Annotated in this window: 27 protein-coding genes and 2 pseudogenes; 12 read left to right on the top strand and 17 right to left on the bottom strand. The window is 69.9% G+C overall.

Features of this window, described 5'->3' with window-relative positions; all coding sequences use genetic code 11:
- The first annotated feature begins 9 nt into the window (after nucleotides 1–9).
- Nucleotides 10–432: a PLD nuclease N-terminal domain-containing protein gene (locus AB0J04_RS14770; RefSeq protein WP_363168771.1), complete on the top strand. Its 423-nt coding sequence runs from the start codon at nucleotides 10–12 to the stop codon at nucleotides 430–432.
- Here the strand turns inward: AB0J04_RS14770 and AB0J04_RS14765 are convergent.
- Complete coding sequence (locus AB0J04_RS14765) at nucleotides 422–2683, bottom strand: PQQ-binding-like beta-propeller repeat protein (protein WP_363168770.1); 2262 nt, start codon at nucleotides 2681–2683, stop codon at nucleotides 422–424. The genes AB0J04_RS14770 and AB0J04_RS14765 overlap by 11 nt on opposite strands.
- 77 nt (nucleotides 2684–2760) lie before the next feature.
- Entirely contained in the window at nucleotides 2761–3477 is a 717-nt protein-coding gene (locus AB0J04_RS14760; RefSeq protein ID WP_363168769.1) for a hypothetical protein, read from the bottom strand.
- 116 nt (nucleotides 3478–3593) lie between these two features.
- Here AB0J04_RS14760 and AB0J04_RS14755 point away from each other — a divergent pair, with 116 nt between their 5' ends.
- Together AB0J04_RS14755 and AB0J04_RS14750 are read left to right on the top strand one after the other, a co-directional pair.
- Nucleotides 3594–4145: a TetR/AcrR family transcriptional regulator gene (locus AB0J04_RS14755; protein WP_363168785.1), complete on the top strand. Its 552-nt coding sequence runs from the start codon at nucleotides 3594–3596 to the stop codon at nucleotides 4143–4145.
- Between the two features lie 54 nt (nucleotides 4146–4199).
- Nucleotides 4200–4967 (top strand): MerR family DNA-binding transcriptional regulator, encoded by a 768-nt coding sequence (locus AB0J04_RS14750; RefSeq protein ID WP_363168768.1) that lies wholly within the window; start codon nucleotides 4200–4202, stop codon nucleotides 4965–4967.
- Here AB0J04_RS14750 and AB0J04_RS14745 read toward each other — a convergent pair.
- The 3 genes from AB0J04_RS14745 to AB0J04_RS14735 all read right to left on the bottom strand — a co-directional run bounded on the left by AB0J04_RS14745 (nucleotide 4906) and on the right by AB0J04_RS14735 (nucleotide 7412).
- On the bottom strand, nucleotides 4906–5691 hold the full coding sequence (locus AB0J04_RS14745; protein WP_363168767.1) for a CDP-alcohol phosphatidyltransferase family protein: 786 nt from the start codon (nucleotides 5689–5691) through the stop codon (nucleotides 4906–4908). The two genes, AB0J04_RS14750 and AB0J04_RS14745, sit on opposite strands and share 62 nt — an antisense overlap.
- Nucleotides 5692–5762: 71 nt before the next feature.
- Nucleotides 5763–6677: a transporter substrate-binding domain-containing protein gene (locus AB0J04_RS14740; protein ID WP_363168766.1), complete on the bottom strand. Its 915-nt coding sequence runs from the start codon at nucleotides 6675–6677 to the stop codon at nucleotides 5763–5765.
- Nucleotides 6678–6716: 39 nt separating this feature from the next.
- The gene (locus AB0J04_RS14735; RefSeq protein WP_363168765.1) at nucleotides 6717–7412 is read right to left on the bottom strand and encodes a hypothetical protein; all 696 of its coding nucleotides are present in this window, start codon (nucleotides 7410–7412) and stop codon (nucleotides 6717–6719) included.
- Between the two features lie 303 nt (nucleotides 7413–7715).
- On the opposite strand from AB0J04_RS14735, the gene AB0J04_RS14730 reads away from it, so the two are divergent.
- Both AB0J04_RS14730 and AB0J04_RS14725 read left to right on the top strand, forming a co-directional pair.
- Complete coding sequence (locus tag AB0J04_RS14730) at nucleotides 7716–8174, top strand: nucleoside deaminase (RefSeq protein ID WP_363168764.1); 459 nt, start codon at nucleotides 7716–7718, stop codon at nucleotides 8172–8174.
- Nucleotides 8167–9132 carry a 2-oxoglutarate and iron-dependent oxygenase domain-containing protein gene (locus AB0J04_RS14725; protein WP_363168763.1) on the top strand — a complete coding sequence of 322 codons (966 nt, stop codon included), beginning with the start codon at nucleotides 8167–8169 and terminating at the stop codon, nucleotides 9130–9132. The genes AB0J04_RS14730 and AB0J04_RS14725 overlap by 8 nt, the downstream gene beginning before the upstream one ends.
- A 6-nt stretch (nucleotides 9133–9138) precedes the next feature.
- On the opposite strand, the gene AB0J04_RS14720 is transcribed toward AB0J04_RS14725, so the two are convergent.
- Nucleotides 9139–9531, bottom strand: coding sequence for a hypothetical protein (locus tag AB0J04_RS14720; protein WP_363168761.1), 393 nt, complete (start codon nucleotides 9529–9531; stop codon nucleotides 9139–9141).
- 141 nt (nucleotides 9532–9672) lie between these two features.
- On the opposite strand from AB0J04_RS14720, the gene AB0J04_RS14715 reads away from it, so the two are divergent.
- The 5 genes and pseudogenes from AB0J04_RS14715 to AB0J04_RS14695 all read left to right on the top strand — a co-directional run.
- Entirely contained in the window at nucleotides 9673–10587 is a 915-nt protein-coding gene (locus AB0J04_RS14715) for a helix-turn-helix transcriptional regulator (protein ID WP_363168784.1), read from the top strand.
- A pseudogene (locus AB0J04_RS14710) lies at nucleotides 10541–10651 on the top strand (DUF397 domain-containing protein); the annotation flags it as partial. The gene AB0J04_RS14715 and the pseudogene AB0J04_RS14710, both read left to right, overlap by 47 nt.
- A gap of 61 nt (nucleotides 10652–10712) precedes the next feature.
- Nucleotides 10713–10946, top strand: a complete 234-nt coding sequence (locus AB0J04_RS14705; protein ID WP_363168760.1) for a type II toxin-antitoxin system VapB family antitoxin — start codon at nucleotides 10713–10715, stop codon at nucleotides 10944–10946.
- Complete coding sequence (locus AB0J04_RS14700) at nucleotides 10943–11359, top strand: PIN domain nuclease (RefSeq protein WP_363168759.1); 417 nt, start codon at nucleotides 10943–10945, stop codon at nucleotides 11357–11359. Before AB0J04_RS14705 ends, AB0J04_RS14700 begins: the two co-directional genes overlap by 4 nt.
- 1053 nt (nucleotides 11360–12412) lie before the next feature.
- Nucleotides 12413–12667: pseudogene (locus tag AB0J04_RS14695) on the top strand (hypothetical protein); the annotation flags it as partial.
- Between the two features lie 4 nt (nucleotides 12668–12671).
- Here AB0J04_RS14695 and AB0J04_RS14690 read toward each other — a convergent pair.
- From AB0J04_RS14690 to hemL, 10 genes are all read right to left on the bottom strand, one after another.
- Nucleotides 12672–13082, bottom strand: coding sequence for an SRPBCC domain-containing protein (locus AB0J04_RS14690; protein ID WP_363168758.1), 411 nt, complete (start codon nucleotides 13080–13082; stop codon nucleotides 12672–12674).
- Nucleotides 13083–13119: 37 nt separating this feature from the next.
- Entirely contained in the window at nucleotides 13120–14025 is a 906-nt protein-coding gene (locus tag AB0J04_RS14685; protein ID WP_363168757.1) for a CU044_5270 family protein, read from the bottom strand.
- Nucleotides 14022–14621, bottom strand: coding sequence for an RNA polymerase sigma factor (locus AB0J04_RS14680; RefSeq protein WP_363168756.1), 600 nt, complete (start codon nucleotides 14619–14621; stop codon nucleotides 14022–14024). The genes AB0J04_RS14685 and AB0J04_RS14680 overlap by 4 nt, the downstream gene beginning before the upstream one ends.
- A 95-nt stretch (nucleotides 14622–14716) precedes the next feature.
- Entirely contained in the window at nucleotides 14717–15820 is a 1104-nt protein-coding gene (gene ccsB / locus AB0J04_RS14675; protein WP_363168755.1) for a c-type cytochrome biogenesis protein CcsB, read from the bottom strand.
- Nucleotides 15817–17580, bottom strand: coding sequence for a cytochrome c biogenesis protein ResB (locus AB0J04_RS14670; protein WP_363168754.1), 1764 nt, complete (start codon nucleotides 17578–17580; stop codon nucleotides 15817–15819). Before AB0J04_RS14670 ends, ccsB begins: the two co-directional genes overlap by 4 nt.
- Nucleotides 17581–17583: 3 nt before the next feature.
- Nucleotides 17584–18354 (bottom strand): cytochrome c biogenesis protein CcdA, encoded by a 771-nt coding sequence (locus AB0J04_RS14665; RefSeq protein ID WP_363168753.1) that lies wholly within the window; start codon nucleotides 18352–18354, stop codon nucleotides 17584–17586.
- A gap of 1 nt (nucleotide 18355) precedes the next feature.
- Nucleotides 18356–18988, bottom strand: a complete 633-nt coding sequence (locus tag AB0J04_RS14660; protein WP_363168752.1) for a TlpA disulfide reductase family protein — start codon at nucleotides 18986–18988, stop codon at nucleotides 18356–18358.
- A gap of 66 nt (nucleotides 18989–19054) precedes the next feature.
- A complete protein-coding gene (locus tag AB0J04_RS14655) occupies nucleotides 19055–20368 on the bottom strand; it encodes a hypothetical protein (protein WP_363168750.1) in 1314 nt (437 codons plus the stop codon).
- Between the two features lie 152 nt (nucleotides 20369–20520).
- Nucleotides 20521–21213, bottom strand: coding sequence for a histidine phosphatase family protein (locus tag AB0J04_RS14650; RefSeq protein ID WP_363168749.1), 693 nt, complete (start codon nucleotides 21211–21213; stop codon nucleotides 20521–20523).
- Nucleotides 21210–22529 (bottom strand): glutamate-1-semialdehyde 2,1-aminomutase, encoded by a 1320-nt coding sequence (hemL, locus tag AB0J04_RS14645; RefSeq protein ID WP_363168748.1) that lies wholly within the window; start codon nucleotides 22527–22529, stop codon nucleotides 21210–21212. Before hemL ends, AB0J04_RS14650 begins: the two co-directional genes overlap by 4 nt.
- A 348-nt stretch (nucleotides 22530–22877) precedes the next feature.
- Here hemL and AB0J04_RS14640 point away from each other — a divergent pair, with 348 nt between their 5' ends.
- The gene (locus AB0J04_RS14640; protein WP_363168747.1) at nucleotides 22878–23522 is read left to right on the top strand and encodes a hypothetical protein; all 645 of its coding nucleotides are present in this window, start codon (nucleotides 22878–22880) and stop codon (nucleotides 23520–23522) included.
- Nucleotides 23523–23656: 134 nt separating this feature from the next.
- On the top strand, nucleotides 23657–24013 hold the full coding sequence (locus AB0J04_RS14635) for a carboxymuconolactone decarboxylase family protein (RefSeq protein ID WP_363168746.1): 357 nt from the start codon (nucleotides 23657–23659) through the stop codon (nucleotides 24011–24013).
- 22 nt (nucleotides 24014–24035) lie between these two features.
- Here AB0J04_RS14635 and AB0J04_RS14630 read toward each other — a convergent pair whose 3' ends face one another.
- Nucleotides 24036–24401, bottom strand: coding sequence for a hypothetical protein (locus tag AB0J04_RS14630; protein WP_363168745.1), 366 nt, complete (start codon nucleotides 24399–24401; stop codon nucleotides 24036–24038).
- Between the last annotated feature and the right edge of the window lie 37 nt (nucleotides 24402–24438).

Below are 24438 nucleotides of genomic sequence, written 5' to 3'. Positions count from 1 at the left end.
CCCGCCACCATGCTCAGGTATCTGCCGTTCCTGCTGGTCCTGGCGCTGTGGATCTATGCCTTCATCGACTGCCTGAACACCCCCGAGGAGGAGGTGCGCGGGCTGCCGAAGGTGGTCTGGGTCATCATCATCCTGCTGTTCGGCGAGGTGATCGTCGGCCCGGTGGCCTGGCTGGTGGCCGGAAAGGTGCGGCACGCCCCGGCGGGCGGCGCGGCGGGCGGCACCGCCAGGACCTCCCGCACCGAGTGGGTCGCCCCGGACGACAACCCCGAGTTCCTGAAGTCGCTGAAGGGCGAAAAAGGGGACGACGAGGTCAAGAAGGACGACGACGCTCTCCTCAAGGACTGGGAGGCCGACCTCCGCCGCCGCGAGGAGGAGCTGAAGCGCCGCGAGTCCGGCGAGGACCCCCAGCCGCCGCAGGCTAGTTCGTAGCGGTGGCTGCAACTGTGGCTGTGGCCACCGCCGTCGGGCGGTCCGGGCGGACGGAGAAGGCCGTGTCGCCCGCCACGGCCACGATCGCGTCCTTCGCCAGGGTCACCTGCGGTTGGATGCTCTGCGCCGAGTCGCCCGGGGCGTCCAGCTTGTCCGTGGTCCAGCGCACGGCGCCGGTCCTGCGGTCGAGGGCGAGGAGCCGGCCGTAGCGGTTGGCGAGGAAGAGGGTGTCGTACGTCTTGGAGAGGACGGGCGTCGACAGGTTCTCGACCTGGGTGTTCTGCTGCCACAGCCGGACGCCGTCCGTCGCGCGGAGCGCGGTGACCGTCCCGTCGGGGCGGACGAAGCAGACGACGCCGTCGGCGAGGGTGACCGTGCCGCGGGGCGAGTCCGCGAGGGCGGTGCGCTTGATCGCGCCGCTCTCCGGGTCCACCCGCAGGAGCGCCGAGTACGGCTCGTCCAGTCCGACGACCGTCAGGGACTCCGTGTCCGGCAGCGTCGCGAACAGCGGTTGTCCGCCGACGACGCCGAGCGGCACCGAGCCGACGGGAAGCCTGGTGAGTTCGCGCGCGATGCCTTCGGAGGGGTTGATGCTCAGCAGGCTCCAGGTGCCCTTGGTGTCGTCCTTCGCGTCGGTGCACAGGGCGTAGGGGGCGCCGCCCAGGGCGAGCGGCCGGCAGGCGCTGCCGGAGGAAGAGTCCGCCGACGCCACCGACATGTCCTCTCCGGTGCGGGTGTCGATGGAGAGGAGTTCGGTGTCGGCGGGCGACATCGCCAGGATGCCGCCGTCGAACAGGACCGCGGGCTGGGTCTCGGAGATCTCACGCGCCCAGCGCTTTTTTCCGGTGTCGGCGTCGACGGCCACCAGCCGCCACCGCACGGTCTCCGAGTCGGGCTTCTCGTAGACGTAGACGACGCCGTCGTGGACGCCGATGGGCCGCGTGATCTGCGGGCTCACCCCGAACCGCCACTCCACGCGGCCGGTGGCGGCGTCGAGCTTGGCGACCGTGAAGCCGGCCCCCGCGCAGTACAGGGCGGTACCGGCGGGCACACAGCCCGGTTCGTCGTCGGTGACGAGGCGATCCTGGTCCTTCGGCTGCACGGCCCGGGTGAGCCCGGCGCGCCAGGGTCGCCAGCCGGCGGGGAGCGCGGGGGCGGGCGAGGCGGCGGCGGACGTCTGCTGGGCGGACGCATTCTCGGCGGAGCCCGCCTCGGTGGGCTCCGCCAGCCACTCGCTCACCGCCACGCCCGCGACGGCGGCCACGGCCAGGGCGGCCCCCACGACGAGGAGGCGGCGGGGCCACCGCTTGCGGCGGACGCCATTGCCGCCCCTGCCGCCCCTGCCGCCCCTGCCGCCCTTGCCGCCCTTGCCGCCTTCCACGTGGGTGGCGACCCCGGCGTCCTCGGCCGACGCGAGGAACGCCGCCCGGCCGTCCGGCAGGGACCGGAACAGCCGGTGCAGTTCGGGGAGTCGGGGGCGGTCCGCCGCCTCCTTCGCCAGACAGCGCGCGACGATGGACCTGAGGGGCTCCGCCACGCCGTCCAGCGTCGGCGGCTCGTGCATGACCTGGTAGCCGGTCAGATACGGGCTCTCGCCGTCGAAGGGGCGGTTGCCGGTGGCCGCGAACACCAGCAGCGAGCCCAGCGAGAAGACGTCCGAGGCGGCGGTGACGTCCCGCGGCGAGGTGAACTGCTCGGGGGACATGAAGGGCGGGGTGCCGATCAGCCGGCCGGTCACGGTGAGGGTCTGGTTGTCGGCGGCGCGCGAGATGCCGAAGTCGATGACGCGCGGGCCGTCCTCGGCCATCAGCACGTTGCTCGGCTTCAGGTCGCGGTGGACGACCCCCGCCTGGTGGATGTCCCGGAGCGCCTCGACGAGCCCGAGCGCCAGCGTGCGCAGCGCGCGTCCGTCCAGCGGACCCTGTTCGGCGATGAGTTCGGCGAGGGTGCGGCCCGGTACGTACAGCGTGGCCATCCACGGCACTTCGGCGTCCGGGTCGGCGTCCACCACCGGGGCGGTGAACGCGCCGCTCACCCGGCGGGCCGCCGCGACCTCCTGCCGGAAGCGGGCCCGGAACTCCTCGTCCTGCGCGTACTGCGCGTGCACGACCTTGACCGCGACCTGTCGGCCCGAGGCCGAGCGCCCCAGGTGGACGACCCCCATGCCGCCGCTTCCGAGCCGGTCGAACAGCAGGTAGCCGCCTATGGACGCGGCGGACTCCGGTTCCCCGGTCCCGGTGCTCAACGGCATCGCTGGTCGCCCTTCCCGAACCCGCCTTGTGCGGCAACGCTGTCGGCACGCCAGCATAAGGGCAGCGTTCGAAGGGCTCAGCGCGCGTACGAGCCCAGGCCGATCAGGCAGTACACGTACTCGTTGACGGCCGCTCCGTTGAGTGTGTAGCTGTACGAGAAGGCGTACTGAGTCCGGGGGTTGGCCTCGCACTTGCTCATGTCCGAGGTGAACGGGAACGTCTGGATCACCTTGTAGTGCGCGTCAACCGCCGAGCAGGACACCTCGTCCACGTTGCTGACCGGCTGCGCGACCGTGGAGTCCGGCAGCGTCCCGTTGAGGCAGGTCCCGGACTTGTAGGGGTCGGGGGCCGCGGCCTCGGTCTCGTCCGCGTAGGGGTCGTCCGTGTAGGGATCCTCGGTGGAGGTGTCCCCCGTGTACGGATCGTCCGTGTACGGGTCCTCGGTATAGGGGTCGTAGGACGTATCGGGGCTGTACGACTCGTACGTCGACGTGCTGCCCGGGGAGCCGACCGTGTCGCCGTCGCCGCCGCCCGAGTCGATCAGGACCACCACGAACACGAGCGCGGCGACGGCCCCGAGCACGGTGAGCACCTTGCGCACTTGACGACCCGAGCCGATGACCCGGATGCGCAGCAGCACCTCCTCGTCGCCGATCCGGGCCCGGACGAGGTCGCCGTCCCGGGCGGGCGGGATACGCACTTGGACGGAGCCGACGTTCAGCGGGACGGTGAGGACGACACCGGCCGCGGCCTGTTGTCGCGTGAGCGTTATGGGAATCTCCGGCAAGGACACGCGCCCAGTGTGAACCGACTTGCGGCGCAATCGAAGTGCTTTTCTAGAAATCGGCTCTAGAAATCCATGTGCTCTACTCTGACTGGGACAACAGCACGATCAAGGACACCTGTTCGATGAACACCAAGCAGCGCCCGAAGCAGCAACGCGGCGAGGTCACCGTCGAGTTGCTCCTGGACGCGGCCTTGCGCGTGTACGCCGCAGAAGGGGAGCAGGGCTTCACGGTCAGCGCCGTCACCAAGGCCAGCGGGGTCAGCCTCGGCAGCCTCTACCACCACTTCGGCAGCCTCGACGGCCTGCTGTCCGCGCTGGCGCAACGCTGGCTGGACCGACTGCTGGGCGAGCTGACCACGGCCCTCGCGGGCACGCGCACGGCCCGCTCGGGCATCCGCGCGATCGTGCGGACCTACCTGGCGTTCGTCCGAGACCACCGGGACGCGGCGCGGCTCCTGCCCCAGGAGGCCGGGCTGCCGGCCTTCGCACACTGGATCCAACCCCGCATCGAAGCAGGTGAGTTGGCGCCCCTCCCGCTGCCCCTCGTCGAGTCCCTCGTGCTCGGTCCGGTCATCGGGGCAGCCCGCCGCTCGCTGTCCGGCGTCGACGACGTCGACCTCGACGAGGCGGCACGGCTCCTGCCCGACCGCATCTGGCGGTCCCTCAGCCCATGATGGTTGTGCCCATGCTGGTTGTGCCCATGAGGTTGTTCCCATGAGGTTGTTCCCATGAGGCGACTGCGTTCCGTCGACCTCGCCCGGCTCGCCGGGCTCTCGACCCAGCAGATCCGCAACTACGAGGACGCGGGCGTCCTGCCGCCGGCCGAGCGCACGGCGTCCGGCTACCGCACGTTCACGGAGCTGCACCGGCAGGCGCTGCTGACGTACCGCGTGCTGGTGACGGGCTACGGCCCGGTCCCGGCGGCCCGGATCATGCGCACGCTGCACGAGGGCGACACCCCGGCCGCGCTCGCCCTCGTCGACGCGGCCCACGCCGCCCTGCACGAGGAGCGCGGCGCGCTGCGGGCGACGGGCGAGGCGTTGGAGGCGCTGGGCGCGGAACCCGCGCCGCAGCCACACCATGGGCCGAGCCTGCGCATCGGGGAGGTGGCCCGGCTGCTCGGCGTGCGGACGTCCGCGCTGCGGGTGTGGGAGGCGGCCGGACTGATCGACCCGCCGCGCGAACGCGGGACGCGCTACCGGCTCTACGGTCCCGCCGACGTCCGGGACGCCCGGATCGTGCACAGTCTGCGCCGCGGCGGCCATCTGTTCGCGCAGATCGGGCCGGTGCTGACGGAGCTGCGCCGGGAGGGCGGCAGCGAGACGGCGCTGCGGTCTGCGCTCGCGGCGCGCGCGCAGACGCTGACGGCCCGCACCCGCGCGATGCTGGCGGGGGCGGGCCGACTGCACGTCTACATCGACTGCCTGGACGGCGTCACCGCAGCCGGGACGACGACAGGATCGACAGCAGATGGGCCGGAACCATCAGCCAGGTGATGACGGCGATGGCGGCCAGCGCCCACCGGGTCGGCTCGATGCCGCCGGTGGCCACGTCGGCGACCGCCACGACGACGAGGACCAGCGAGGCCTCGATGCCGTTGGTCACCCGGTGGATCTTGAAGGCGGCGGCGAGTCGGCGCACCGAGGCGACGCCCTGCGAACGCGGCGCGGCGGCCTCGTCGTCGGCGACGGGGAGCCCGCGCCGGGCCCGGGCCACGTCCACCAGGTCGGTCGAGGCCTTGAGCAGCACCACGCCGAGCGCGGTGACGAGGCCGAGCGACACCCACCCGTTGAAGCCGTTCCAGTCCCCGAGCCCCGACTCCGCGGCGCGGAAGCCGAAGCCGATCATCAGCGCCGCGTCGGCCAGATACGCGCCGAGCCGGTCGACGTAGATGCCGGTCGCGCTGTTCTGCCCCTTCCAGCGGGCGACCTCGCCGTCGACGCAGTCGAAGAGCAGGAACAGTTGCATGAGGAGAGCGGCGAGGACGGCGCCGGCGAGGCCCGGGATCAGCAGGGCCGCGCCCGACAGCACCCCGCACACCACCATCGTCCAGGTCAGCTGGTCCGGGGTGACGCGGGTGCGCACCAGCTGACGGGTGAAGCGCAGGGAGATCCGCCGCATGTACAGCCGGCCCGCCCAGTGTTCGCCGTTGCGGCTCGCCAGCTTGGCCTGCGGCTGACAGACCTCCCGCAGCTCCTCCAGCACCGGAGCAGCAACCATGAACGTTCCTTCCACGCGACCCGGCCCAACTGCCGCACGCGCGGCGGTGATCGGCACAGGGTACCCACTGCCTAAGGGGTGCACTGCGTGTAGGTGTCGATGTCGTCGGCGGCGGGCTTGTACGTCGTATCGAACTTGGGGTCGGCCTGGACGAGGCGGGGGAAACGCTGCCGGAAGTGGGAGTACCACTCTTCCTTCATGAATTCCCGCAGCGCCCCCTGCAGTCGCCGGCACATCGCCGGGTTGTGCTTGGCCAGGCCGATCCCGTACATCTGTTTCTTGCCGACCACGATCTTGTCCACGACGCGTACGTCGTCGTAGATCTCGGCGAAACCGAAGAGGATGGCCCGGTCCGTCCATACGGCGTCGACGTTGCCGTCCCTGAGTCGCTGGACGCAGGCGTTGTAGTCCTCGGCGTCGTCGAGGATGATGGCGTCCTTGTCCAGCGGATTGTTCGGGCCGGCCTTCGAGGTCGAACCCTCCACGGTGCAGATCTCCTTGCCGGCCGTGTCCTTCCGGTCCTTGATCTGCTTGTAGCCGGCGCGCACCAGCAGGCCCTGCTCGGTCTGCAGATAGGGCCCCACGAAGTCGATCTGTTCGAGTCGCCAGTCCGTGATGGAGTAGGTCGCGATCACCAGTTGGACGGAGCCCTTGGCAAGCTCCTTCTCGCGGTCCTTCGACGGCGCGTCCTCCAAGTCCGGTTCGAAGCCGATGCGTTCACCGAGGAAGTCCGCGAGTTCCTTCTCGAACCCCGCGTACTCGTGCGCCGAAGTGTCGAGCTGGTTGAAGCCGGGCTGGTCGATCTTGACGCCGATGTCGAGGGTCTTGGGGACGACCCAGGGGCTCGGGCTCGATGTCACGGGCGACGCGGTCGGTGCGGAGGGCATCGCCGGGACGGCGTCGTCGCCGGGCCCCTTGGTGCAGGACGCGGTCGTGAGCGCGACGAAGAGCGCGGCGGTGAGACACAGACGTGTCGGCAGGTGCATGTACGGACCCTTCGGGGGGAGAAATGCGGGCGGGCGGCGTCAGGATTCGAGGACCGCGCGGCTCACGGCGACACGGATCCGGCATGCGTGATCGGTCCGGAGTTCGATGTGCAGCTGTATGGCGTTGTGCCTGTCACTGATCGGCACCGTCACGGCCTTGCCGTCGAACGGGATGTCCTTCCCGTGGGGAAGCGCGGCTCCGGTGAGGCGCAGGCTGCTTCTGGGCAGGCAGTTCGTGCCGCTGACACGGTCGGGATCCGTCCCGTTGAAGGTCAGGTTCAGGGTGTCGCGGTCCTCCGGCAGCGGCACGGAGAGGTCGAAGCCTTCGCCGTCCGCGGCCATGACCGCTTTCTCGCCCTTGGCCAGGGTGACTTTGTCGGTCACGTCGATGGGCTGATGGATCTTGCAGTAGGCGATGGTCAGGGCGGTGGTGGTACAGACGACGGCGAGCACCACCACGACGACGGCGGTCTCCTTGCCGTTCAGGTTGGAGAAGGCAGCCGCCAGCATCCCCAGCAGCACCGCGGCCACGCCGAAGCTGACAGTGCTGTACAAGGTCCGTTCGTCCGGACCACCCCAGTCCTCCCAGATGTAGGAGGAGGCGCCGAAGAGGGTTGCGACGAGGAACGCCGCCACGAGCCACCAGCGCGCCGAGCGGCCGTCGCCCGCGGGCTGCTGGGGCGGGCCTGACGCGGCGGCCGGTGTGGTGGTGGAGACGAATCCGGGGGTGGGCACCGCGGGTTGTGCGGGCGTCGGCGGTGCGGGAGTCGGCGGTGCGGGCACCGGTTGCGTGGAGGTACTCCCGGAAGCAACACCGGCGGGGTGCCGGGCTGAACGTGGACGCCAACCGAACATGAGGTTCTCCGAGAAGGCTGCACTCTGCGGGAGACGTGGGTCAGGTACGCACGCCGGGACGCCGGGAACCCTGGTGCTTCCCGGGGTACGACACCGTAACCGCCCCTTTGGGCGTTACGTCGTGCTTTCCGGGAATCTAGGCTTATCCGGATCAAGGCAGCCCGTCCGCAGCAGACTGGAGTCATGGACCCCATGGATCAGGTGACGGCGAGGGCCTGGCTGGCCGTCGCAGTGGAGGAGGCCCGCGCCGGGCTCGCCCAGGGCGGCATCCCGATCGGGGCCGCGCTCTACGGCCCGGACGGCACCGTGCTCGGCCGCGGCCACAACCGACGCGTCCAGGACGACGACCCCTCCATGCACGCGGAGACGGCCGCGTTCCGCGCGGCGGGGCGGCAGCGTTCGTACCGGGGCACGACGATGGTGACCACCCTGTCCCCCTGCTGGTACTGCTCCGGTCTGGTCCGGCAGTTCGGCATCTCCCGGGTGGTCGTCGGCGAGGCGGTCACATTCCACGGCGGGCACGACTGGCTGGCGGAACACGGCGTCGAGATCGTGCTTGTGGACGACCCCGAGTGCGTAGAGATGATGCGCGACTTCATCGAGAACAACCCGGCACTGTGGAACGAGGACATCGGTGAGTAGCCCGCGCATCCCGACCATCGACCTGCGGCCCTGGCTGGACGGCGACCCCGAGGCCCGCGCCGCCATCGCCCGTACCGTCGACGACGCGCTCCAGACGGCCGGGTTCCTCCTCGTCACCGGCCATGGCGTCGACCCCGCACTGCGCGACCGCATCCGCGCGGCGGCGCGGGCGTTCTTCGCCCTCCCCGCCGAGGCCAAGCAGCGGTACACCGCGAAGGTCGGCGGACGGGGGTGGCTGGGGCCCGGCGCGGAGGCCAACGGCTATGCGGAGGGGACCGAGACCCCGCCGGACCTGAAGGAGTCCCTGACCTTCGCCACCCACGAGCCCTTCGACGACCCCGTCGTCAACGCGGAGTGGTACGCGCCCAATGTCTGGCCGACGGAGGTGCCCGAGCTGCGCGCGCTGTGCGAGGAGTACCTGGACCGGATGGGCGGGCTGGAGAAGCAGTTGCTCTCCCTGCTCGGCGAGGCCCTCGGCCTCGAACCCGACTTCTTCTCCCGGCACATGGACCACCCGACCTACGGTTTCAACATCAACTGGTACCCCGGGACGGACGTCGTCGGCGAACCCGAGCCCGGCCAGTTCCGCATCGGTCCGCACACGGACTTCGGCACGGTGACGATCCTCGACCGGCAGGCCGGCAAGGGCGGGCTCCAGGTCTGGACGGACGAGGGCGGCTGGGAGGACGCGCCCTTCGACCCGGAGGCGTTCACCATCAACCTCGGCGACCTGATGGCCCGTTGGACCGGTGACCGGTGGCGGTCGGGACGGCACCGCGTCCTCCCGCCGCACGCCGACGCGCCCACCGAGGAGCTCATGTCCCTCGTCTACTTCGGCGAGTGCACCCCGGGGACGGTCGTGGAGTCCGTCCCGGCCCCGGTCGGGCGGGTGGCGTACGGGGCGGTCAGCTCGCATGTGTACCTGCGCGAGAAGCTGGACTCGATCACCGTCGACTGATCACTCCTAGAGCCCCAGAAGCGCTGCGTGGTAGCGGCGTTGATGGCGGCTGAGCAGGACGTTCGCGTCGGTCTCGGCGCTGCCGTCGTGGCGGGCGCGGGCCTTCGCTCGCAGCGCGGCCAGATCCTCGCAGGCGGCGCAGTCACGGACGGGGACGGGGACGGCTGCCTCGGGCACGTGCAGGGAACGGAAGTTGGCGGCCCGGATACCTGCGGTGAGCCGTTCGGCGGAGGTGGCGGGGCGGAGCAGCTCCGGGCGGGCCTCCCACTCCCGTCCGCCCCCGAGCGGGCGCAGCAACGCGTAGGGGCCGGCCTTGCCCCGGTACTCGCCGACCCTGTCCGACCTGGGGTCATAGACGACCGTTCCCGTTTCGAACTGGCTCTCGGTGTGTTCGATCATGCCCCGACCATGCCCTCTCCGTACCGATGGCGTCACTCTGGGTGTGTCAAGCGTTGCGCATGGGCACCCTGCGTATCAATGCCGGACGCGTGCCAAGGGCCGCTTGTCACGGAGGGGGACCGACCTGTGACCACCAACGCCATGCTGTTCGGAGAGCTGTTACGACACTTTCGCGAGGGCGCACTGCTGACGCAGGAAGCGCTGGCGAGCGCGATCCCCTGCGACCGGTCACTGGTGGCGAGGGTGGAGGCGGGGACGCGGGTCCCGCAGGAGGCGTTCGCGAAGAAGTGCGACGAGGTGCTGGTTTCGGGTGGGGCGTTGGGGCGGTTGTGGGGGCGCGTCGACTGGTACGCGCAGGTGGAGCATCCGAACTGGTTCCAGCGCATGGTGGACATGGAGGCGAAGGCTGTTGCGCTGCATGTGTACCAAGTGATGTTGGTGCCCGGCCTGTTGCAAACACCGGACTACGCGCGAGCGCTGCTCTCTCAGCGAGCCAGCGGCGACCTGCTCGAAACCCGGACCCGGGCCCGCTTGAGCCGACAGCCACGCTACTTCGCCGAGGGCGGGCCCACGTACGTGGCCGTGATGGACGAGAGCTGTCTGCGCCACGCGGTGGGCAGTCCCGCCGTGATGCGCGATCAGTGCGCGCACCTGCTGCGTGTGGGACAACTCCCCAACGTCCGCATCCAGGTGATCCCAACCCACCGCTTCGACATCGCGCGCCCCGACAAGTCGATGTTGCTGCTCACGATGCCGGACGGCGAACGCTGGATCTACTCGGAATCGCGGACTCGCGGCCACTTCCACAACGATCCGGAAAGCTACGCCGAGTACAGCCAAATCTATGATGTGCTCAGGGCAGATACTCCGTCTGCTCGCGAATCCGCCGCTCTGATCGGCAACGTGATGGAGGGGTACGGCGACCATGAACCAGCAGCAACTGAGTGCGGCAACCTGGATAAAGAGCAGCCACAGCGGAGCCAACGCGGGCGACTGCCTCGAGTTCGCCCCCGAGTTCACCTCCGTCATCCCCGTCCGCGACAGCAAGAACCCTGACGGCCCCGTCCTGCTCATCCAGCGGAGCGCCTGGGTCGCGTTCGTGGCGTCCGTCGACGCTTGATATCGACTGTCGAGATTTTTGATATCATGGGGCCGTGTGACGCCCGGACCGAGGAGGACGCATGGCTCGAACAGTCATCGACGTCGACGACGAAATGCTCGCCGAGGCGGCCGCGATCTTCGGCACGACGACCAAGGTCGCGACGGTGAACGCCGCCCTGGAGGACGCGATCAAACGCAGGAAACGCGCGTCGTTCCTGGGCTGGCTCGCGGAAGGCGGGCTGCCTGACCTGACCGGTCCGGTCGAGACCTCGGAGACCTCGGAGACCGCGGGCGACCCGCACCAGGCCGCATGAACGACCGCTATCTCATCGACAAGTCCGCGCTCGCCCGCTACCCGAAACCGGCAGTTCGCACCGTGATCGATCCACTTCACAACGCGGGCCTGCTGGCGGTATGCGGCGCTGTCGAACTCGAAATTCTGCACAGCGCCCGTTCCAAGGCGGACGCGGAGCGGATCCGCGACGAGATGCGGGGCTTCGACTGGTTGGCCACGCCCGACGAGGCGTGGGACCGCGCGTTGGACGTGCAGACGCGGCTCATCGCGGCCGGCAACCGGAAGGCCCTGTCGGTAGCCGACCTGGTCATCGCGGCTACCGCCGAGCGCAATGGCGCGACGGTCCTGCACTACGACGGCGACTACGACATGATCGCGGGCGTGACGGGGCAGCCGACCCGCTGGGTGGTCCCACCGGGTACCGCCGACTGAGCGTCGGCGGTGATCCGGAACTTTCATGACGCAACGGACATCACGCGATCTAGCTAATACCAACTCCCCCTCCTTACCCTTGTGTTAGGGGACCGGCCACGGGGGAGGTACGGTGCACGGCTGGTGCGGGCGCTGCTCGCTGACCTGGCGGAGGCGTACTCGGGGATCGGCTCGCATCTCACGTGCCTGGGCCGGCCGCTCGTGCTGCTGGACAACGCGCGCAGTGGTCCGGGGCCGGGGCTGCTGGACGCCGTCCTGCGCGACCGGGCCGACGGGGTCGTCGACCAGGTGGTGTGGGTGGCGACCGTGCGCGGCACCGACCATCCGGCGCTCGGGGACGCGGTACGGCGGGCGCTGCCGGAGGTCGCGCGGGCCACGGACTGGGAGCCGGGCAGCTCGCCCTCCTCCCGGGCACTGCTGGTGCCGCTGCCGCCGCTCTCCCCGGACGACACCCTGCACATGGTCGGCGCGGTCTGCGACGACGTCGAGCTGCCGCCGCGACTCCCGCACGCCATCCACCGGTTGACCGGCGGGAACCCGCTGGGGATCGTGCTGCTGGCGACCGCCGCCCGCCAACACCCTGAGTCCGCCGCCTCGTTGGGGCGGCTGCTCACCGAGAAGGTCCGGATGGAGGAGGGGCAGGCCGACGAAGGCCGTCCCGCCTACGCCGAGTCGCTGGCCCGGCTGGTGCCCGAGGAGCGGCTCGACGAGCTGACGGTCCTGGCCGCCGCGCACGGCCACGACTCCGCCGTCGCCCTCACGCACGCCCAACTCCCGGACGACTTCGGCTCGTCGGGCGTACGGTCCCTGCGGGCGCGACTCGCCGAGGAGGGGCTGACGGCCGAAGCGGGTCACTTCGTCGGCGACCCCTTCATCCGCACCCTGCTGCTGCTCCGCCTGCATCACCGCCACGCCGACCACGCCAAGTGGCGCGAGGTCCACGAGACGATGATCGCCCACTTCGCGACCGGCCTCGGTTTCCGGACCCCGCATCCCCGTGTCGACGCCTTCCGCCTGTACCACGAACTCTCCCTCGGCGACACGGACGCGGCCCACGGCATCCGCGAGGCCACCCCCGACGGCGGGACCGTCCCGCCGCTGGCGGACGTCGGCCTGCAGTGGCCGCAGGTCAAGGGCTCGCTGCGGGTGAACGGGGCGAGCGGCTGGATCTGCCTGGACGTGCACGGCAACCCGTACGACAAGGCCGTCCCGATCGTGGAGCTGCACGCGGACGGCGGCTCCCGCTTCGTCCGGCTCGCCTGGCCGGAGGGGAAGCCGCCGGGGAAGGAGTGCCTGCCGCCGTCCTAGCGGCTCAGGAGCCTGCCAGGATTTCGATCAGGCGTTCGAAGCGGGCCCGCCAGCCGGGCTCGGCGCCGCCGTCTCCCAGCCGGCCCTGGAACTCGTGGGTGAAGCGCAGGAGGGAGCCGCCGTCGCCGTCCCGTTCCAGGTGGAACCGGATCCGGCCGCCGCCCGCCACGGTGTACTCGGCGACCCGGTCCACGTCCCATGCGGTGACCTGGCCCTCGCCCAGGCCCCGCAGGGCGACCGCGCCGCCGAGTCGGTGTTCGAGGACGTCCACGGGCGTCCACCAGAGCGCGAGCCCCTCCGAGGTGGTCAACGCGGGCCAGACCGTCTCCATCGCCTCCGGGAGCCGCACCAGGAAGTGCAGGATGTGCGTGTTCCCATGGGTCTGGCTGGCGCCCTGTTCGACGGAACCGGTCATGACACCAGCGTGACCCGTGGGAACCGGTTTCGCACGGTTACGGGCGCTCGCCCCGCTTGTCGACCACCGTGCGCGCCAGGACCGCGGTGCGAGCGGTCACGTCCCCCTTCTCGAAGCCCCAGGGCAGGTCCTTCACCGCGACCTCGCGCTCGCCGAGGAATTCCCTGGTCTTCCTGTCGAAGATCAGCTCGTGGCGCTCCCCGTCGTCGATTCGGGCCACCGCGACCCCGTGGCGACCGGCGGCGTCCACCGCGTCGTCGATCACGAACACCCCGGAGATCCTGGCGGCGGCCCGGTAGAGCGCGGCGGCCTGCGCGGGGGGCATCAGGGACTCCCGGGCGAGGTCGCCGACGAGGACGAAGTCGGCCTCGTCCTTGCTGCTGCTGCCCTGGCTGACGCTGTCGAGCCACTCGAACATCTTGTCGGGGTCGGTCGGCAGGGTCTGGAGGTGGCGGTAGTTCGTGTTGGACGGGATGCCGGGGGTCTGGGCCTCCAGGGGCTCCTGGCCGAACCCGTGGTGGGGCTCCTCCAGCAGGCCCTCCTGCTTGCCGTCCACCGACAGCCACACCTCGCGCTCGTGGACGGGATCGAGCTTCGCGGGCCCGTCCCCCGACTGCGACGTCCAGGCGACCTTGCTCTTGATGTACACGAACTGGTCGTCGCGGATGTCGGCGGGCATGTCGGCGTGCTCGGCGGCCAGCGCGATGTCCTCCAGCAACCGCACGGCCTCCGTCGACCGCGCCGGCTCCGACTGCTCGGACGGCAGGACGGTGAACGTGACGGCGGTGACCGCGGCGACGGCGACGGCGCCGAACGCGGGCCGCAGCCAGGGCTTCCGCTTGCGCTCGGGCAGCGGCTCGTCCCGCAGGATCTCGGTCATCAAATGCTCCTTGAGGAGTCGGTGCCGGCCCGGCGGAAGGTCCTGTTCAGGCAGCTGGTTCATCGGTTTCCCTCCCTGATGGGCCTGACCGCTGAGGTGCGGTCTTCACCTTTCATCTGTCCGCGCACGGCGGGCGGTTCCATATGTTTCGCGAGCTTTGCCCGTGCTCGCGAGAGCCGCGATCGCACCGTGCCCACGGGCACCCCCAGCGCCTCGGCCGCCGCCTCGTACCCGAGCCCCGACCACACGCACAGCGCCAGCACCTCGCGCTCGGCGCGCCGCAGCCGCGCCAGCGCGGTGCGCACGGCGGCCAGTTGCGCGGCGTCGTCCACCCGGCCCGCCACCTCGTCGGCGAAGTCCCGCACCGTCTCCTCGCGCGGCAGCCGCGCCACCGCGGCCGCGTGTCTTCGGGCGGCGCGGCGGACGTTGCGGGTGACGTTGGTGGCGATGCCGAGCAGCCAGGGGCGCGGGGAGCCGCCGTCCTCGTCCAGCCGCTCGCGCAGCCGCCAGGCGTCCAGGAAGGTCAGCGAGACGATCTCCTCCGCGGTCGCCCACTCCCCCGTGAGCCGATAGGCGTGGTTGTAGACGGAGCGCGCGTACGTGTCGAAAAGCTCGCCGAAGGCGTCGTGGTCCCCCGCGCGGATGCGTTTCCTCAACATGCTCAGATGCGTATCCACACCCCTCTACCTGTCCGTACGACGAAGGCCGGTTCCTGTGACGTGGGTCACATGAACCGGCCTTCGGGGTACGGGAGTTACACGCCCGCGTACGAGTGCTTGCCGGAGACGAAGATGTTGACGCCGTAGTAGTTGAACAGCCAGCAGCCGAAGGCGATCAGGGCCAGGTAGGCGGCCTTGCGGCCCTTCCAGCCGGCCGTCGCGCGGGCGTGCAGGTAGCAGGCGTAGCCGACCCAGGTGATGAACGCCCAGGTCTCCTTGGGGTCCCAGCCCCAGTAGCGGCCCCACGCGTCGCCCGCCCAGATCGCGCCCGCGATGATCGTGAACGTCCACAGCGGGAACGCCGCCGCGTTGACCCGGTAGGCGAACTTGTCGAGCGAGGCCGACGCGGGCAGCCGGTCCAGCACCGAGTTCGCGAACTTGCCGGGCTTGCCGCCGGTCGCCAGCTTGTTCTCGTAGGAGTCCTTGAACAGGTACAGGACCGTGGTGACCGCGCCCACGTAGAACACCGCTCCGCACAGGATCGCGGTGGAGACGTGGATGTACAGCCAGTACGAGTGCAGCGCCGGGACCAGCTGGTCGCTCGCCGTGTAGAGCACGGTGACCGCGAGACCGAGGTCGAGCAGGACCGAGGTGATCAGGAACAGCCCGAGCCAGCGCACGTTCTTCTTCAGCACCAGCAGCGTGAGGTACACGCCGACGGCCACCGTGGAGAAGGTGATGTTGAACTCGTACATGTTGCCCCAGGGGGCCCGCTCCACCGAGGCCGCGCGGGCGATCACGCCGCCCAGCTCGACCAGGAACGCGAGCACCGTGAGGGAGATGGCGATCCGGCCGTACATGTCGCCCTGCTCGTCGCCGCCGTGCGCGCCGGGCCCGTCGGGCACGTCCCGCGCGCCGGCCGCGGAGCGCACCACGACCTGCGGGCGCTCCAGGACGGCGGTGCCGCCGTTCTTCTTGACGGTGACGGCCGGGCCGCCCTTGGCCTTGGCCTTCGCCTCGGGCGTCAGCGCGGCGGCGGTACGGCCGACCTTGCTGCGGCTGCCGAGGAGCCATTCCGCGATGTACGCGAAGAAGGCCAGGGTGTAGACGGCCATCGCGGAGTAGATCAGCGTGTTGCTGATGCTCGCGAGGTTTTCGTTGGTGGCGGCGGCGAGCTCCGTCGTGGCGGCGAGAGTCATTTCTCAGCCCCTTCGGCAGGTACGGCTTGAGGATCGGGTTCGGTATGAGGGGAATCTGCGGGGTCGGGGGAATCTGCGGGGTCGGCTGCCCCCGGGGCCCGGTCGTAGAGGATCCCGGCGAGGTCGCCGAGTTCCTCGGGCACCTTCGCGGACTCGCTGCGGCCGAGACCGGCCATCTCGACGACCGTCACACCGTCGTCGCCGCGCACGGCGCGTACCCACACCCGGCGGCGCTGGATGAACAGGGACCCGGCGAGGCCGAAGATCGCGACGGTCGCGCCGCCCAGCGCCCAGCCGCTCGCGGGCTGCTGGGTGACCTGGAAGTTCGCCCACTGCCGGGTGCCCTCGTAGGTGATCGAGCCCGCGCCGTTCGGCAGGGTCATCGTCTCGCCGGGCTTGAGGTTCTCCCGCACCTGCGCACCCTTGGAGTCCTTGAACTCCTTCATGTGCGACTTGTCGAGCTGGTACACGCTCTGCGGGATGCCCGAGTCGACGCCGAGGTCACCGTGGAACGGGGTCAGGTTCAGCACCGGGTTGTTCAGCGCCGGGAACGTCGAGGCGGTCTCCATGCCCTTCGTGTACGTGGGCAGGAAGAAGGCCGAGATGCCCAGTTGCTCTCTGACCCCCTTGGCGTTCTTGTAGCCGTCGAGGACCTTGATGACACCGGTCGACGTCACATTGGAGTCGAGCGGCAGCAGCGGTACCGCGTCGCTGTAGACGACGTTGCCCTTGCCGTCGCGGACGGTGACGAAGGGCGCGTAGCCGTGTGCGGTGAGGTAGACCTTCGAGTCGCCGATCTCCAGCGGCTCGTTGACCTTGACGAGGGTCTTCCGGTCCTTGCCGTACGCGCCGACGCTGTAGGTGATGGCGGCCTGGTAGACGCGCGGGGTGCCGGTGTTCGGGCCGGTCTTCTCATAGGTGCCGGTGAACTTGTCCAGGGTGAAGCTGAACGGCGTCAGGTCGTCGGTGCTGAAGAGGGTGCCGGACTTGAAGTCGTCGTAGAGGATGAGGGTGTTGGAGAAGCCGTCGCCCTCGACGACCAGCTTGTTGCCCTCGGTCTTGAAGAGCTGGCCCCAGGCGAAGGCGACCAGCATCACGATCAGCGCGATGTGGAAGGCCAGGTTGCCGACCTCGCGCAGATAGCCCTTCTCTGCGGCGACGGCGTCCCCGGCGAGGTGCGCGCGGAAGCGCCGCTTCTTCAGCAGCGCGAGCGCGACCTCACGGACCTCGTCCGGCTCCGCGTCCGTGCGCCAGGTCGTGTACGCGGGCAGCCGGGTCAGCCGCCTGGGCGCACCCGGCGGGCGGCCGCGCAGCTGGCCCACGAACTGCCAGGTGCGGGGCACGATGCAGCCGATGAGGGAGACGAACAGCAGGATGTAGACCGAGGAGAACCAGGCCGAGCTGTAGACGTGGAAGAGGCCGAGCCGGTCGTAGATCGGCCCGAGCGTGTCGTGCGCCTGACGGAAGTCGGCGACCTTCGTGTCGTCCGTGCCCGACTGCGGGATCAGCGAACCGGGGATCGCGCCGAGCGCCAGCAGCAGCAGGAGCAGCAGCGCGACCCGCATGGAGGTGAGCTGACGCCAGAACCAGCGCGCCCAGCCGAGCACGCCCAGGCCGGGCATGTTCGCGAGCGAGTCGGTGGGCGCGGTGGACAGCTGGGAGCCGGCGGCGCCGAGATCCTGGTCGTCGGTCTTCGTCCCGTCGACCGGGGTCGTCCCGTCGACCGGGGTCGTCCCGTCGGTCGTCGTGGTCTTGCTCATCGATCAGATCCCCACAGTGAAGCCGGCGGACCAGGACTGGATGTCCTGCACGAGGCGGTCCCACGCACCGGTCAGCAGCAGCAGACCGGTGACGATCATCATCGTGCCGCCGATCCGCATCACCCAGACGTAGTGACGCTTGACCCAGCCGAAGGCGCCGAGCGCCTTGCGGAAGGCGACCGCGGCGAGCACGAAGGGCAGGCCGAGGCCGAGGCAGTAGGCGACGGTCAGTATGGCACCGCGGCCCGCGCTCCCCTGCTGGGAGGACAGGGCGATCACGGAGGCGAGGGTGGGGCCGATGCACGGGGTCCAGCCGATGCCGAACAGCGCGCCGATCAGGGGGGCGCCGACCAGTCCGGCGGCGGGCCGCCGATGGAAGCGGAACTCCCGTTGCGTCATCCAGGGCATCAGGCCCATGAAGAAGACGCCCATGACGATCATGAGCGCGCCGAGCACCTTGGACAGGACGCCCTGGTTCTCCTGGAGCGTCTGGCCGAAGTAGCCGAACAGGGCCCCGCTGGAGACGAACACCGCGGTGAACCCGAGCACGAACAGGGAGGCGCCGGCGACCATCCGGCCGCGGCGGGCCTCGGCGAGGTCGGTGCCGGTGACTCCGGTGACGTACGACAGATAGCCGGGGACGAGCGGCAGGACGCACGGGGAGAAGAAGGAGACGAGACCGCCGAGGACGGCGACGGGCAGGGCGAGCAGCAACGCGCCGTTGAGCACGGTGCCGTTGTAGCCGTCCGCGGCGAGCAGGGTGACCGCGCTCACGTCACTTCTCCGCGAGGACGGGAGCGATCATCTTGCGCAGCCGCTCCTCGCTGAGCGCGGCCAGCGAACGGGCGGCGATCTTCCCCTCCCGGTCTATGACCAGCGTGGAGGGGATGGCCTGCGGATTGAGGGTGCCCTTGGCGAAGCGGAGCATCAGCTTCCCCGTCGGGTCGTACAGACTCGGGTAGGTGATGCCGAACTGCTTGTCGAAGGCGACGGCGTTGGCGGCCTTGGTGTCGCGCGTGTTGATGCCGACGAACTGGACGCCGTCCGCCTGGAGGTCCTGGTAGACCTTCTGGAAGCCCGGCGCCTCCGCCCGGCACGGGGAGCACCAGGAGCCCCACACATTGAGGACGACGATCTTGCCCTTGTAGGCGGAGACGTCGAGCTGCTTGCCGTCGATGGTCTCGCCGGACAGGTCGGGGACCGCGGCACGCTCCCCCTTCTCCGCGGTGGAGATGCCGTCCTTGCCCATCACGAAGTTGGTGTCACCGCCTCCTCCGGCGGTGCCGCCGGAGGTGCACGCGGACAGCAACAGTGCGGCGACGGCTCCGCCGGCGGCCGTGGTCAGGGCGGCACGGCGCGAGCGGATCGAGGTGGTCGAACACAGGGGGGCGCGGCTGGCGGCACTCATGTGAAAAGTTTCGCATGCCCGTTCTGAGGATCTTGCGCACCCCCCTTGTGGGCGGAAACCCGCATTTCAGGCGGCGGACGAGGAGGGGCCGGCGGAGCCTGCGGAGCTGGTGGAGCCGGGGGTGTTGTTGTTCTTGAGGAACGTCTTCCAGCCGCCGGACGGCTGCTGCCCGACGTCGAGGGTGCGCAGCTGCTCCAGCACCTCCGGCTTCTGGACGTCCATCCAGTCCACGAACTGCCGGAAGGAGACCAGCCGGACGTCCGCGCCCTTCTCCTTCTCCGCCGCGATGTGCTTGAAGGACTCCTCGACGGCGTCCATGTAGATGCCGCCGTTCCACTTCTCGAAGTGGTTGCCGACGAAGAACGGCGCACGGTTCGACTCGTATGCCCGCTTGAATCCCTGTATGTACGCCTGTGCGGACTGCTTCCGCCAGCCGGGATAGTTGTGGCTGGGCGCCTTCGTCGAGTTGATCGACTGGTTGGCGAGCATGTTGTAGTCCATCGAGAGGACCTCGAAGCTACGGCCGGGGAACGGTATCTGCTGCAACGGCAGATCCCAGATGCCGTCCTTCTTCTGCGGCCACACCTGACGCCCGCCCGGCGAGGAGGCGTCGTAGCGCCAGCCGAGCGAGCGGGCGGTGGGCAGCAGGTTGTCCTGGCCGAGGAGACAGGGCGTGCGGCCGCCGACGAGTTCCTTGTCGTAGTCGAAGGGCAGCGCGGCCTCCTCCGTCCAGCCGGTGTTGGTCCGCCAGTTCTTCACGAACGACTTGGCCTGGTCGATCTCGCTGCGCCACTGCTCGGCCGTCCAGTTGCCGACCGTCCCGTGCCCGGAGCAGAAGTGCCCGTTGAAGTGGGTGCCTATCTCATGGCCCTCGAGCCAGGCGCGGCGGACGTTGGTCAGCGTCATCCGGACGTGCTCGTCGGTGAGGTAGCCGATGTCGGAGGCGCCGCGCGGGTTGTTCGGCGGGTCGTAGAGCCGCTTCTTCGACTCGGGCAGCAGATACAGCCCGGAGAGGAAGAAGGTCATGCTCGCGCCGTGCTCCTTGGCGAGGTCCAGGAAGCGCGGGAAGAGGCCGTTGCCGACCTCGCCGGCGCCGTCCCAGGAGAAGACGACGAACTGCGGCGGCTCCTGGCCGGCCTCCAGCGGCACGGGCTGGTCCGGCTGGTGGGGCTGCTTGCCCGTGAAGGAGGTGGAGCCGTCACCGAGGGGGCGGGCGGTGGCCTTGGGGCTGCCGGAGGGACTCTTGCTCGATCCGCCCGACTTGGAACCGTCGGCGGGGCTGGGCTCCGAGCTCGTGAGACTGCCGCAGCCCGTGAGTCCGGCAGCGGCGGCGGCCCCGGCGCCGAGCCCCAGCGCTCCCCTTCGCGTGATCGTGCGCATGGCGTCCTCGTTCGTCAGTTCCTCTGGTGGTCACCCATTCAGAGGACATGACGAACGAGGGGGTTCCGACGGTTGTTCCGGATTCCGTAACAGACAATCCGATTTAAGCCACAGGGTGGGAGGGCGGTGAAGGTCGTGGAGGAAGGTCGCGGCTATGCGCCGAAGGCCTTGCTCTTGCCCTTCACGGGCTTGGCGCCGGCCCGCAGATGGACCGGTACGAGGTCGATCGCGGGCTCGGCGTAGCCGACGGACACGATCCGGTCGCCCTGGTACGTGAAGGTCGTCAGCGAGGCGAGCGTGCACTGCCGCTTGCGCGGGTCGTGCCACAGCCGCCGCCGCTCGACGTAGGACCGCACGATCCAGATCGGCAGCTGATGACTGACCAGCACGGCCTCGTGGCCTCGGGCGGCGTCCTTGGCCGCGTCCAGCGCGCCCATCATGCGGACGACCTGGTCCACGTACGGCTCGCCCCAGGACGGCTTGAACGGGTTGACGAGATGCTTCCAGTTCTCCGGGTTCTTCAGGGCGCCGTCGCCCACCCCGAAGGTCTTGCCCTGGAAGACGTTGTCGGCCTCGATGAGCCGCGGATCCGTGGCCAGGTCGAGACCGTGCGCCTTGGCGATCGGCGTCGCCGTCTCCTGCGCCCGCTCCAGCGGGGACGCGCAGACGTAGGTGACGTCGCGGGGCGCGAGATGCTCGGCGACCCGGTCGGCCATCTGCCGGCCCAGCTCGGAGAGGTGGTAACCGCCGAGCCGGCCGTAGAGGACGCCGTCGGGGTTCTCCACCTCGCCGTGCCGCATCAGGTGGACGACGGTGAGGTCGCTGTTGCTCTTGGGGCTGGTCATGCTGCTGTGGCCTCCGCAGCCGCTCGGGCCGCCGCCGGAAGGGCGTCGGCGATTCTCTGGACGGCCGTGTCGTCGTGCGCCGTGGACACGAACCAGGACTCGAAGGACGACGGCGGCAGATAGACGCCGTTCGCCAGCAGCGAGTGGAAGAAGGCGTTGAAGCGGAAGGACTCCTGCGTCTTCGCGTCGTCGTAGTTGCGGACGGGCCGGTCCGTGAAGAAGACGGAGAACATGTTGGAGGCGCTCTGCAGCGTGTGCGCGACGCTCTCCTTGGTCAGCGCCTCCGACACCAGCGACTGGATCCGCGTGGAGACGGCGTCGACCTTGGCGTACGCGTCCTCGTCGAGCAGCCGCAGCTGGGCGAGCCCGGCGGCGGTGGCGACCGGGTTCCCGGAGAGCGTGCCGGCCTGGTAGACGGGCCCGGCGGGAGCGAGGTGCGCCATGATGTCGGCCCGCCCGCCGAAGGCGGCGGCGGGGAACCCGCCCCCCATGACCTTCCCGAACGTCATGAGATCCGGCCGCACCCCGTCGATCCCGAACCACCCGCTCCGACTGGTCCGGAACCCGGTCATGACCTCGTCGGAGATGAAGAGCGCGCCGTTGTTGGCGCAGGCGTCCTTGAGCCCCTGGTTGAACCCGGGCATCGGCGGCACGACGCCCATGTTGCCCGGCGAGGCCTCGGTGATCACACAGGCGATCTCACCGGGATGCCGATGGAAGGCCTCCTGCACGGCCTCCAGGTCGTTGTAGGGCAGGACGATGGTGTCGGCGGCCTGCGCTCCCGTGACACCGGGGGTGTCGGGCAGCGCGAAGGTGGCCACCCCGCTCCCGGCGGAGGCCAGCAGCGCGTCCACATGCCCGTGATAGCAGCCGGCGAACTTGATCACCTTGGCGCGCCGGGTGAACCCTCGGGCGAGCCGGATGGCCGACATGGTGGCCTCGGTCCCGCTGGAGACGAGCCGCACCTGATCGACGGGTCCGACCCGGTCGACGATCTCCTCGGCGAGCGCGACCTCGCCCTCACCGGGAGTGCCGAAGGAAGTGCCGCGGGAGACCGCGTCCCGCACGGCCGCGATGACGTCGGGGTGGGAGTGCCCGAGGATCATGGGGCCCCAGGAGCAGACCAGGTCGACGTACTCCCGCCCGTCGGCGTCGGTCAGATACGGCCCCGTACCGGACACCATGAACCGGGGCGTTCCCCCGACGGCACGGAAGGCGCGCACCGGGGAGTTCACCCCGCCGGGCGTGACGGCGGACGCACGGTCGAACAGCGCCTGCGAGACAGGCGCATCGTATGAATAGGGCAGTTCGCTCATGACCTGCGGCTTCTCCGACCTTCTCCGACTTGCTGGGCTCCGGTTGCCAATGACCTCCCAGGGTAGGCCAGCGCCCAGGACGCCACCCGTGCCCGCCCCTCCACCGCTCCTGCGCCCTCCTTTTCCCCGTCCCTTCCCCGCCATCCTCCACTCGGCCATCTGCGAAACTGAGTCGGAACGGGCCTGATAGACGTAGCTCACACCGACCGTGTGTCGAGGGGCTGCGAAGATCCTGCGGACAGGTGTTTCAACGCACGTTTCGGCGAGCGGCCGTGGGGGAGGTCACTGACACGATGATCGGGTTGCGCGGCGGGGCCACGCGGCCTAGAAAAGCAGTCGGGTGGAGATATGCATCGCGGTGGCGGACTGGGCGAGGGGACTGACGATCTGGGTCCTCGACGTGCCCGGCGGGGAAGGCACCGGCGCGACGCGGAGGAAGCAGGCGAAGCGCGTCGGACGCAGGCACAAGATGTACCGAACGAGCCCGAACGGATCGACCGGCGCGTTGACCAGCGGGTCGACCGCCTCGGGGCGGAGAGCAGGAATGGTGGTCGGGTGGGGGTGACGTACAAGTACTTCGGCGCGCCGGACGGCGCGACCGCGGCCCGCGTGCCGATCTCCATGCGCCCCGAGGAACTCGGCGGCGACGAGCTCGGCATGAACGGCATGTTCACCAAGATCAAGCCGGAGACGATGGCCGCGATGGTCCTCACCGGCATCCAAGGCGTCCCCCTCCACAAGGTGCCCCCGCTGGAACTGGTCGTCCTGCACCCCGACTACGCGGTCGTGAAGCTCCCCATGACGGTGGTCGACCCCCTCCGCGACATCGGCGAGGAAGCGGTCGGCGCGGCCGCCTTCATCTGGTCCACGGTCCCGGACCGCGGCGGCCCCCGGGACGCGTTCAACGTCTACCAACTCCTCCACGAATGGCAGGACTTCAGCCACCGCCTGCACGAGGCGGGCCACCAGCCCTACTGCCTGGTCTGGCCCTGAGCCCGAGCCGCCGTCCGGCTCGGCGCGCGCTGCCGACCGGGGGTGCCTAGGCTGGAGGCGTGCCGCCGGGCACCCGGTGGATGCCTTCAGCGGGTGGCGGTCGGACTCCCTACAGGACTGGAAGGTGGGCCACCATGGCCGCTCGATCTGAGACCCCCGTGCTCGACACGCTCGCCGCCATGACCATCGACTCCATCGAGCGTTGCCATATGGACGAGCGGACGCTCATCCTCGCCCGCATCGCCGCTCTGGTGGCCATGGACGCACCGGCCGTCTCCTACCTGGCCCACGTCAGCCCCGCGATCAAGGCCGACTTCACCGTCGAGCAGTTGCAGGACCTTCTCGTCGCGGTCGCTCCCGTCGTGGGAACAGCGCGCGTCATGTCGGCCTCCGCCCACATCGCTCAGGCGTTCGGCGTCGTGCTCGAACTGGCCGAGGCCGAGGCGGAAGCCATGGCGCAGGCCGAAGCCGAGAGCCGTGGAGCTTCCTAAGGGCTTGCAGATCACACCCCCGTCACACCGGGATGATCTCCGGCCACCACGGGGGGACGTTTCCGTCGCAGATCGGTGACGGGTAGGAATCCAGGACGCCGATCCACGCGATCATTCCCCAGGCGACGCCCACGCTCGCGCAGATCGCGGCGGCGTATGCCCATTTCATTCCGCTGGGGCCGAGGAATTTGAGGACAAGGCCCCAGAGCGAGGAAATCAGGGCCCATATCAGGAGAAAGCAAAAAAGCAGGACGGCGCCGTTGGCGGAGCCGTTGCCCACGTCGCAGGTGCGCCAGATGTCGGCGACCACCCAGACTGTCGCGCCTGCCACCGTGCCGCCGGCGCCCAAAGGCAGCAGGCACCCGACGCGGTGCGTGGCAGCCTCCATGATGTCTCCTCGATTCCATGCGTGCGAACAAGCGCGT

The sequence above is a fragment of the Streptomyces sp. NPDC050263 genome, from assembly GCF_040655955.1.
Taxonomy (GTDB): domain Bacteria; phylum Actinomycetota; class Actinomycetes; order Streptomycetales; family Streptomycetaceae; genus Streptomyces.
This window is presented reverse-complemented; position numbering and strand designations above follow the sequence as displayed.

What these genes read in the sequence shown, in the direction of transcription:
- AB0J04_RS14770 (WP_363168771.1), top strand. Translation starts at nt 10, where the DNA reads ATGCTCAGGTATCTGCCGTTCCTGCTGGTCCTGGCGCTGTGGATCTAT.
- AB0J04_RS14765 (WP_363168770.1), bottom strand. Translation starts at nt 2,683, where the DNA reads ATGCCGTTGAGCACCGGGACCGGGGAACCGGAGTCCGCCGCGTCCATA.
- AB0J04_RS14755 (WP_363168785.1), top strand. Translation starts at nt 3,594, where the DNA reads ATGAACACCAAGCAGCGCCCGAAGCAGCAACGCGGCGAGGTCACCGTC.
- AB0J04_RS14750 (WP_363168768.1), top strand. Translation starts at nt 4,200, where the DNA reads ATGAGGCGACTGCGTTCCGTCGACCTCGCCCGGCTCGCCGGGCTCTCG.
- AB0J04_RS14745 (WP_363168767.1), bottom strand. Translation starts at nt 5,691, where the DNA reads ATGGTTGCTGCTCCGGTGCTGGAGGAGCTGCGGGAGGTCTGTCAGCCG.
- AB0J04_RS14740 (WP_363168766.1), bottom strand. Translation starts at nt 6,677, where the DNA reads ATGCACCTGCCGACACGTCTGTGTCTCACCGCCGCGCTCTTCGTCGCG.
- AB0J04_RS14730 (WP_363168764.1), top strand. Translation starts at nt 7,716, where the DNA reads ATGGACCCCATGGATCAGGTGACGGCGAGGGCCTGGCTGGCCGTCGCA.
- AB0J04_RS14720 (WP_363168761.1), bottom strand. Translation starts at nt 9,531, where the DNA reads ATGATCGAACACACCGAGAGCCAGTTCGAAACGGGAACGGTCGTCTAT.
- AB0J04_RS14715 (WP_363168784.1), top strand. Translation starts at nt 9,673, where the DNA reads ATGCTGTTCGGAGAGCTGTTACGACACTTTCGCGAGGGCGCACTGCTG.
- AB0J04_RS14705 (WP_363168760.1), top strand. Translation starts at nt 10,713, where the DNA reads ATGGCTCGAACAGTCATCGACGTCGACGACGAAATGCTCGCCGAGGCG.
- AB0J04_RS14700 (WP_363168759.1), top strand. Translation starts at nt 10,943, where the DNA reads ATGAACGACCGCTATCTCATCGACAAGTCCGCGCTCGCCCGCTACCCG.
- AB0J04_RS14690 (WP_363168758.1), bottom strand. Translation starts at nt 13,082, where the DNA reads ATGACCGGTTCCGTCGAACAGGGCGCCAGCCAGACCCATGGGAACACG.
- AB0J04_RS14685 (WP_363168757.1), bottom strand. Translation starts at nt 14,025, where the DNA reads ATGAACCAGCTGCCTGAACAGGACCTTCCGCCGGGCCGGCACCGACTC.
- AB0J04_RS14680 (WP_363168756.1), bottom strand. Translation starts at nt 14,621, where the DNA reads ATGTTGAGGAAACGCATCCGCGCGGGGGACCACGACGCCTTCGGCGAG.
- ccsB (WP_363168755.1), bottom strand. Translation starts at nt 15,820, where the DNA reads ATGACTCTCGCCGCCACGACGGAGCTCGCCGCCGCCACCAACGAAAAC.
- AB0J04_RS14670 (WP_363168754.1), bottom strand. Translation starts at nt 17,580, where the DNA reads ATGAGCAAGACCACGACGACCGACGGGACGACCCCGGTCGACGGGACG.
- AB0J04_RS14660 (WP_363168752.1), bottom strand. Translation starts at nt 18,988, where the DNA reads ATGAGTGCCGCCAGCCGCGCCCCCCTGTGTTCGACCACCTCGATCCGC.
- AB0J04_RS14655 (WP_363168750.1), bottom strand. Translation starts at nt 20,368, where the DNA reads ATGCGCACGATCACGCGAAGGGGAGCGCTGGGGCTCGGCGCCGGGGCC.
- AB0J04_RS14650 (WP_363168749.1), bottom strand. Translation starts at nt 21,213, where the DNA reads ATGACCAGCCCCAAGAGCAACAGCGACCTCACCGTCGTCCACCTGATG.
- hemL (WP_363168748.1), bottom strand. Translation starts at nt 22,529, where the DNA reads ATGAGCGAACTGCCCTATTCATACGATGCGCCTGTCTCGCAGGCGCTG.
- AB0J04_RS14640 (WP_363168747.1), top strand. Translation starts at nt 22,878, where the DNA reads ATGCATCGCGGTGGCGGACTGGGCGAGGGGACTGACGATCTGGGTCCT.
- AB0J04_RS14635 (WP_363168746.1), top strand. Translation starts at nt 23,657, where the DNA reads ATGGCCGCTCGATCTGAGACCCCCGTGCTCGACACGCTCGCCGCCATG.
- AB0J04_RS14630 (WP_363168745.1), bottom strand. Translation starts at nt 24,401, where the DNA reads ATGGAGGCTGCCACGCACCGCGTCGGGTGCCTGCTGCCTTTGGGCGCC.